The 7494-nt window shown below is 35.2% G+C and carries 7 protein-coding genes; 6 read left to right on the top strand and 1 reads right to left on the bottom strand.

The window, feature by feature from the left end; genetic code table 11:
• The 6 genes from ACNPNW_RS05175 to ACNPNW_RS05150 all read left to right on the top strand — a co-directional run.
• Positions 1 to 900: IS5 family transposase (locus tag ACNPNW_RS05175; protein WP_448766640.1), on the top strand; the 900-nt coding region annotated here is incomplete at its 5' end.
• Between the two features lie 740 nt (positions 901 to 1640).
• The gene (locus ACNPNW_RS05170; protein ID WP_159127997.1) at positions 1641 to 1937 is read left to right on the top strand and encodes a YkgJ family cysteine cluster protein; all 297 of its coding nucleotides are present in this window, start codon (positions 1641 to 1643) and stop codon (positions 1935 to 1937) included.
• Entirely contained in the window at positions 1930 to 2751 is an 822-nt protein-coding gene (locus ACNPNW_RS05165) for a GTPase (protein ID WP_313035939.1), read from the top strand. Before ACNPNW_RS05170 ends, ACNPNW_RS05165 begins: the two co-directional genes overlap by 8 nt.
• Positions 2752 to 2766: 15 nt before the next feature.
• The gene (locus tag ACNPNW_RS05160; RefSeq protein ID WP_313035941.1) at positions 2767 to 3219 is read left to right on the top strand and encodes a hypothetical protein; all 453 of its coding nucleotides are present in this window, start codon (positions 2767 to 2769) and stop codon (positions 3217 to 3219) included.
• The gene (locus ACNPNW_RS05155) at positions 3212 to 4948 is read left to right on the top strand and encodes a GTPase (protein WP_448766639.1); all 1737 of its coding nucleotides are present in this window, start codon (positions 3212 to 3214) and stop codon (positions 4946 to 4948) included. The genes ACNPNW_RS05160 and ACNPNW_RS05155 overlap by 8 nt, the downstream gene beginning before the upstream one ends.
• Positions 4938 to 6536 carry a GTPase gene (locus tag ACNPNW_RS05150; protein ID WP_448766638.1) on the top strand — a complete coding sequence of 533 codons (1599 nt, stop codon included), beginning with the start codon at positions 4938 to 4940 and terminating at the stop codon, positions 6534 to 6536. Before ACNPNW_RS05155 ends, ACNPNW_RS05150 begins: the two co-directional genes overlap by 11 nt.
• Before the next feature lie 55 nt (positions 6537 to 6591).
• Here the strand turns inward: ACNPNW_RS05150 and ACNPNW_RS05145 are convergent.
• Positions 6592 to 7494 (bottom strand): IS5-like element IS17 family transposase (locus ACNPNW_RS05145; RefSeq protein WP_448766637.1); only part of this gene is annotated, 903 nt, incomplete at its 5' end.

Raw genomic sequence — 7494 nt, 5'->3', positions numbered from 1 at the left:
ACCAATTGGCCCGCATATAACCGAGCACTCATGAGTCGCGGAAATATTGCCATTTGGTTTGATCCTGCTACGCAATGGTATGCTCCGTCCATCGGTAAACAAGGGCGAAATCAAACCTACTCCGACGCAGTCATCCAATGCTGCTTAATGATTAAATCCTTATTCCGTCTGTCTTTACGTATGGTCACTGGCTTTGTGCAAAGTCTGATTAAACTTTGCGGATTAAATTGGATAGCTCCAGATTACACCACGCTTTGTAGAAGACAAAAGCATATTGATATTGTAATCAGCTACCAAAAAAGTAGCGATGGGCTGCATCTACTCATGGACTCTACAGGCATGAAGTTTCTAGGTGAGGGCGAATGGAAACGCAAGAAACATGGACCTGAATATCGTCGCCAATGGCGTAAACTTCATATTGGTATAGATGCTAAAACCCTACAAATACGAGCAGTTCAGCTTACAACCAATAATGTCAGTGATTCACAGGTGCTTGGTGATTTACTTAATCAGATTCCACAAGATGAGCGGATTGACTCTGTTTATACCGATGGAGCTTATGACACCAAGCAATGCCGTCAGGTCATTGCAGATCGGCAAGGGCATGCGGTGATTCCACCTAGAAAAAATGCGAAACCATGGAAAGATACAAAGAGTAGCTCGCTAGAGCGAAATGAATTACTTCGAACAATTAAACGTTTAGGCAGGACACTATGGAAAAAATGGTCAGGCTATCATCGCCGCAGTTTGGTGGAAACCAAGATGCATTGCATCAAATTATTAGGCGATAAATTAATGGCAAGAAGCTTTCCTAGTCAGGTGAATGAAATTCATGCACGTGTAGCAGTCCTCAACAGATTTACGGAATTAGGTCGACCACTTACCCAAGTTACGCCTTAAATTTGGCTCAATTAGGGGCGCTTTGCATTTCAAATCTTTGTGCAACAAAGCCGGTGTAGGCTTGTTCATTTTGAAATTATATTGCTGAATAAGCCGTTAATGATAGGTTTGTGTAACAAAGCTGTTGCAGGAGAGAGGCGATGATGATCTAATTTTTTCTTTATAATTTAAAAAATTGGAGGTTGTTAGTATAGGGAAGAAAAAATCAAGTAGAAAATTAGCAACTACTATTGATATTTTGACTTGTTAAATTTTAATTGAGAGTTGGCAAACCACATAATAATTTCATTGGGATTATCGACTAACTGAATGCCTGCACGAAGGTAACCATAATGTTCATATAAAATAACTTGTCCTACAAAATATACTTTTCTGTTATGTACACTTTAATTGAAATTGATGTAGTGAGGTATAGATGATTTTTTTAGATTTATATGATCACATATAGTTTTTTGTTTGCCCATATCTCTCTTATAAATTCTGATGGTAGTTAGTGTTATGTAATCTTTAGATTCTGTATATTTATATCGGTCAGTAAATGTAATTGGAGATTCTTCATCTGTACAGCCTAACTGCATAAGTTGCGTTCTAATATAATTTTTTTCAAATTTCATCTATGTTGTATATGTTATCTGGCAGGTGTGTTCACAACAAAATTAATTTTTATATTTAAATAAGATATATTTACCTAGATAAGTAATCAGTTTTAAAATGACTTATTAATAAAAGTGGGATCGTTCATGAAGCAATTTCCCTGTACTCAATGTGGGCTATGTTGTTTAGCTCTTGATAAGATTCCAGTCTTGCATGATTTTCATCATGGCGATGGTAAGTGTATATATTATGTCCAAAGCCAAGGTTGTAGTATTTATCATAGTAGGCCATTGGTATGTCGTATAGATGAAATGTATCAAACCTATTTTCAGAAAGATTTTAAGAAAATTGATTTTTATGAAAAAAATGCAGAAGTTTGTAATCAACTACAGCAACAACATCATTATTCAGAGTCATATAGGGTGAAGTTAAAACATGAATAAGATCAATTTTACTGCCTTAAAACAGAAATTTCCTGAGATAGATAAAAAGATTGCACGATTAGAATATTTGTCAGCAAAAGAAAATGACTTATTTAATATCGCAGTGTATGGCAAATATAATCATGGAAAAAGTTCACTCTTAAATGCACTGATTGGTATTGAGAATCATTTTAAGGTTGCAGACTGCCGAACCACCATTAAAAATGATGTTTTTATTGATGAATCTGCAGGTATCCAATGGATCGATACACCTGGTCTAAATGCAGATATAGAAGGCGAAGATGATAGTCATGCAGTAGATGCAATCACCAGAGAGGCAAATCTGATTCTTTTTGTCCATAGTTTAAGAATTGGAGAATTAGATCAAGCAGAAATAGATTATTTGAACGAGCTGCTGACTTTGAAATCAGCATCACAGATTATTCTGGTTTTAACACAACAAGATCAACTTCGAGCTGAACAGTTTGAAATAGTTTATGCACGTATTGAGCAACAAGTGCAGGACGTAAAAATTCGAAATATCTGTATCTCTACCACACGTTATTTTAAAGGATTATCGAATAATAATTCAGTGCAACAAGACAGAAGTAATATGGGGCAGCTTCAGCAGATGTTACACGAAAATTATGAGCACTCAACATTACAACGTGATGAATTTGATAATTTAATAAAGGAAATCATCCATTATTTGGAAAATCAAAAAAAGTATATTGAACAGAAGAGGGCTGAAAAACAGCAGGAACTTCGTAAGATGCATACGAATTTTCAAAATGATGTCAAACAAATGATGAATAAAATTCAGCAAAATTTTTAATTTGGGGAATAGAGTATGCCATTACCGTTATTAATTGGTTTGGGGGTAGTAGCAGCTGCAGCAGCGGCTGTTGCTTTAAGTAATGATAGTTCTTCAAGTAGTAAGAATGCTGCAGATGAGCAAGCAAAAAAAAGAATTGAAGAAGACAATGAAAAAAAGAGACAAAAGGCAGCTTATACACAGCAACAGGAGCTCAAGAAGCAGCAGTTGAACAAACGAAATGAATTATTCAATACTGAATTTAGTCGTCTAGCAGTTCAGTATGTATTTGATACTCATGCTAAATCAAGCATACAGGGTTTATTGGTTTCCAAAGAAAATATACGTTTAGTCAGAACACGAGTGGAAGAACATTGGGCTAAAACAGATGTTGCAAAACAATTAGCGAAAACGATTCGTGATTTAGATTTTGAAACTAAACAAATTGAAGCACATCTTAAAAGTTTAAAAGAGCAGAATAATGGCTAAGGAACTATTTTTTAAAGAGCTTGAAAAGTTTAGTCATGATCATGCTCAATATGTGCAGCAAGCTGATGAGATCATCCAAAAACACAAGCAACACTTGCAGCGTGATTTATTTGAAAGATTAGATAAATCCTATAACTTTCAAGTTAAGAGTCCTTTGGCTAAAGAATTTCAGGCATTGCAAAGTGAATTTAAAAGTATTTTCCAAAAATGGGATATTGAGCTGAACAAAGTCATCGAAGCACAGTATCTTGCAAAAAAGTACCAGAATAGAATTATCTTTTTGGTTTATGGAAAGGTCAATGCAGGAAAAAGTTCATTCTGTAATTTTATTGCTTCAATCTTTAATTCGGACCAAATTGAGAGATTTACTGTTCGAAATGGTCAAATTGAGCCAATTAAAGATAAATTTAAAGAAGGGTGTATAGAAACGACGGCCAGTATCCAAGGCGTCACACTAGGGGAGAATTTTCTGCTGTTGGACTCTCCAGGGCTGCATTCGGTGACACCTGAAAATGGTCAAGTAACTCAAGATTTTATAGATTGCACTGATGCCGTATTATGGTTAACGCCTTCAGGATCACCAGGTCAAATAGATGAACTCAGAGATTTACAAGCGGAACTTTCTAAAGAAAAACCTTTATTGCCTTTGATCACTGGAAGTGATTACTTGGAAGAAGATGAAGATTCGGGCGATGAATATTTTGTTAACAAATCGGCTGCTAATAGGGCTAAACAAGAAAAAGATGTGTATAACCGTTTAAAATGTTATATCGAGAAAAATCAAGAAACAATTCGTTCACTGCTAAGAACTCCATTGTCTATTTCTTTATTTGCATACCAGGAGAGTAAGCAGTTAGAACAAGATTTTGAAGAAGCTGGTCTCAAGCAATTACTTAATGAAATGACTAAACTTATTCATGAGGCAAGTGCTTATAAGCTGATTAAAAATCAGCAGCAAGCTCAAAACTTTCTGAAGGGTAAAATTGTACGTAGTATAGATGAGATATTTATTGAACGTTTGAATCAAGTCATGATCTCTTTAATGCAGACAACGGATAAACTTGACCAGCAGGAAAGACATACTATTTTAACTGTACAAAGTGAAATGCAATTGGTCGTGGATAAATTGATTCAGAAGCATTCAAAAAGTAAAGATAAACAACAGTTAGTAAAAGAGCTCAATAATCAATTAAATCGATTGGTAAATAAAGTTTTGTCTGAATCATTGGGCCAGTTGATGGCAAATATAAAACAGGTCTCTCATGAACTTTTATCTGAAACATTTAAAGATTTTGAAGATGAAACACTTGAAATTGAACAAGTTAAAGGTAAGGTTTTAAGCAAAGCAACAGGTATTGCGGGGGGGATAGTGAGTGGATTAGCTACGGGCGCACTTGCTGGCACCGTTGGTGCTGGCCCAGTAGGTACAGTAGTTGGTGGTCTGTTCGGTGCAATTGTTGGTGGAGTCGGTGCAGATGCGCTAGGTGAGCAGATATTCGTTGAGATAGAAACCATCAAAGAAGTTGTTGGGGTTAACAGTGTCGCTTTAGATCAAAGCTTGAATCAATATTTAAAATCCCAAGTTCCTTCTATGATCAAACAAAGTTTTAATGATATACGTGAGGAACTGAACTTGTATTCTGAAAATATGAATCAAATTTTAGATGTACTTGATACTTTTAAAAAAAATATTGAAAAGACTTCGGTAGGAATAAAAAATGTCGCTTAACACAGATCAACTATCGTTAGTTGTTGAAAAAATAGAGTCTTTCATTTCAACATCAGATATTCTAACTCTAGAACAAAAAAAAGATTTTGAGGCAAAGGTTGAACAATTTAATAAACTGAAAAATGCAACCAGTTTAAAAGTAATGTTGTTCGGTGCATATAATGCTGGCAAAAGCACTTTTATTAATACAGTATTGGCTAAAGAGGTTGCTCAAGTTGATGATGTTCCCACGACAGATGAAGTTCATGAATATGCTTGGAATGGCATAATCTTCTGTGATACCCCAGGAATTAATGCACCTATAGAGCATCAGCAAGTCACTGAAGAATATCTTAAAAATATTCACGCTGTAGTTTTTATAATTAGGGAAACTGATGTTGATGCAATAAACTTATATGAACGTATGTTCGAAATGTTAAGTGTAGGAAAAAATATTTTTATTATTTTTAATCATCAATTTAAAAAAGATGATAATGAAAAACGAGATCAAGTCGTGACACGAATTCAAGAAAATTTGGTAAATATAGGTTCAGGTTATCGAATTAGTAATGAAGCTATTGCATCAATTAATATATTTCCAATTCGTTTACGTTCTGCATGTAAAGGTATTATTGAAGGTAAAACTACGATATTAAACAATTCTGGGTTCAATGAATTTAAAGAGGCTTTTCAATATTGGTTGGACTTTAATACTAGTCATCAAGAATATTTAAAATCTTTAGAATTATATTTATCTGAGCATATTTTTAGTGCGCTAGAGCAGCATATATCAGATGAGCAAGATGGGGCATCCGAATATAATGCTCTGCTTGATGAAAAAAGATATATTGAACAAGAGAAAATAAGTCTAAGTTTAGATACCAAGCATAAAATTGATTCGTTAGTTCAATCCTCCAAGCCTAAAGTAATAGCAGTACTTGATCATTCACAAACACAAGAGATTGCAGAAGCAGAAATCAATCAAATTTTTTTGTCTTTACAGGATAAAATGGTTGATATGCTTAAAAATGAATTAGAACATAACAACCTTAATGCTTTAAAGAAATGGCAAAAAAAGCTAGACGGATTTCCAAATAGTAATGGTCAAGATAATCAATTGATTAAAGGTTTACTGAAAAATGGTATGGAATTGCTTTCTAAGGAAGAGAATTTGAAACAGATTTTATTACAGGGAAGGAAATTAAAAATTCCAGGACTAAAAGGTCGTTGGGAAAAGACACTAGGTAAATGGGCTGGTAAAGGTGCGATTGCTGTACAAGTTCTTATAGCAGGTTATGAACTTTATGATGCCCATACAGAGCAATCCAAGAATAATCAGCAAGCGAAAGAGATTGAAATTGCAAGATATCAGTTAATACAAATGATTCTAGATAGCTTTAATCAGAATTTATCAGATTATGCGGAAACTATTATTTCAGATGTTTATAATAAAAAATTAGATATGTTAAGAGATAGTATTGAAAGCATCCAATTAAAGAGTAAAGAGACAGATAAATTTATGAGTCAAATTTCTCTATTAAAAAGGCAAATAGATGAATTGTATTCTAATGATAGGGAAAAATTAATAGCTGCTGATCTTTTAATATAAAACGGCTTTGTTGCACAAAGATTTGAAATGCAAAGCGCCCCTAATTGAGCCAAATTTAAGGCGTAACTTGGGTAAGTGGTCGACCTAATTCCGTAAATCTGTTGAGGACTGCTACACGTGCATGAATTTCATTCACCTGACTAGGAAAGCTTCTTGCCATTAATTTATCGCCTAATAATTTGATGCAATGCATCTTGGTTTCCACCAAACTGCGCCGATGATAGCCTGACCATTTTTTCCATAATGTCCTGCCTAAACGTTTAACTGTTCGAAGTAATTCATTTCGCTCTAGCGAGCTACTCTTTGTATCTTTCCATGGTTTCGCATTTTTTCTAGGTGGAATCACCGCATGTGCTTGCCGATCTGCAATGACCTGACGGCATTGCTTGGTGTCATAAGCTCCATCGGTATAAACAGAGTCAATCTGCTCATCTTGTGGAATCTGATTAAGTAAATCACCAAGCACCTGTGAATCACTGACATTATTGGTTGTGAGCTGAATAGCGCGTATTTGTAGGGTTTTGGCATCTATACCAATATGTAGTTTACGCCATTGGCGACGATATTCAGCTCCATGTTTCTTGCGTTTCCATTCGCCCTCACCTAGAAACTTCATGCCTGTAGAGTCTACGAGTAGATGCAGCCCATCGCTACTTTTTTGGTAGCTGATTGCAATATCAATATGCTTTTGTCTTCTACAAAGCGTACTGTAATCTGGTGCGGTCCAATTTAATCCGCAAAGTTTAATCAGACTTTGCACAAAGCCAGTGACCATACGTAAAGATAGACGGAATAAGGATTTAATCATTAAGCAGCATTGGATGGCTGCGTCGGAGTAGGTTTGATTTCGCCCTTGTTTGCCTTTTGATGGAGCATACCATTGCGTAGCAGGATCAAACCAAATGGCAATATTTCCGCGACTCATGAGTGCTCGGTTATATGCGGGCCAATTGGTTGT

This window comes from Acinetobacter endophylla (genome assembly GCF_053543775.1).
Note: the sequence above shows the minus strand (reverse complement) of the source record. Positions and strands in the feature narration are given on the sequence as shown.

Coding starts and splice junctions, on each gene's coding strand:
- ACNPNW_RS05170 (WP_159127997.1), top strand. CDS start 1,641: ATGAAGCAATTTCCCTGTACTCAATGTGGGCTATGTTGTTTAGCTCTT.
- ACNPNW_RS05165 (WP_313035939.1), top strand. CDS start 1,930: ATGAATAAGATCAATTTTACTGCCTTAAAACAGAAATTTCCTGAGATA.
- ACNPNW_RS05160 (WP_313035941.1), top strand. CDS start 2,767: ATGCCATTACCGTTATTAATTGGTTTGGGGGTAGTAGCAGCTGCAGCA.
- ACNPNW_RS05155 (WP_448766639.1), top strand. CDS start 3,212: ATGGCTAAGGAACTATTTTTTAAAGAGCTTGAAAAGTTTAGTCATGAT.
- ACNPNW_RS05150 (WP_448766638.1), top strand. CDS start 4,938: ATGTCGCTTAACACAGATCAACTATCGTTAGTTGTTGAAAAAATAGAG.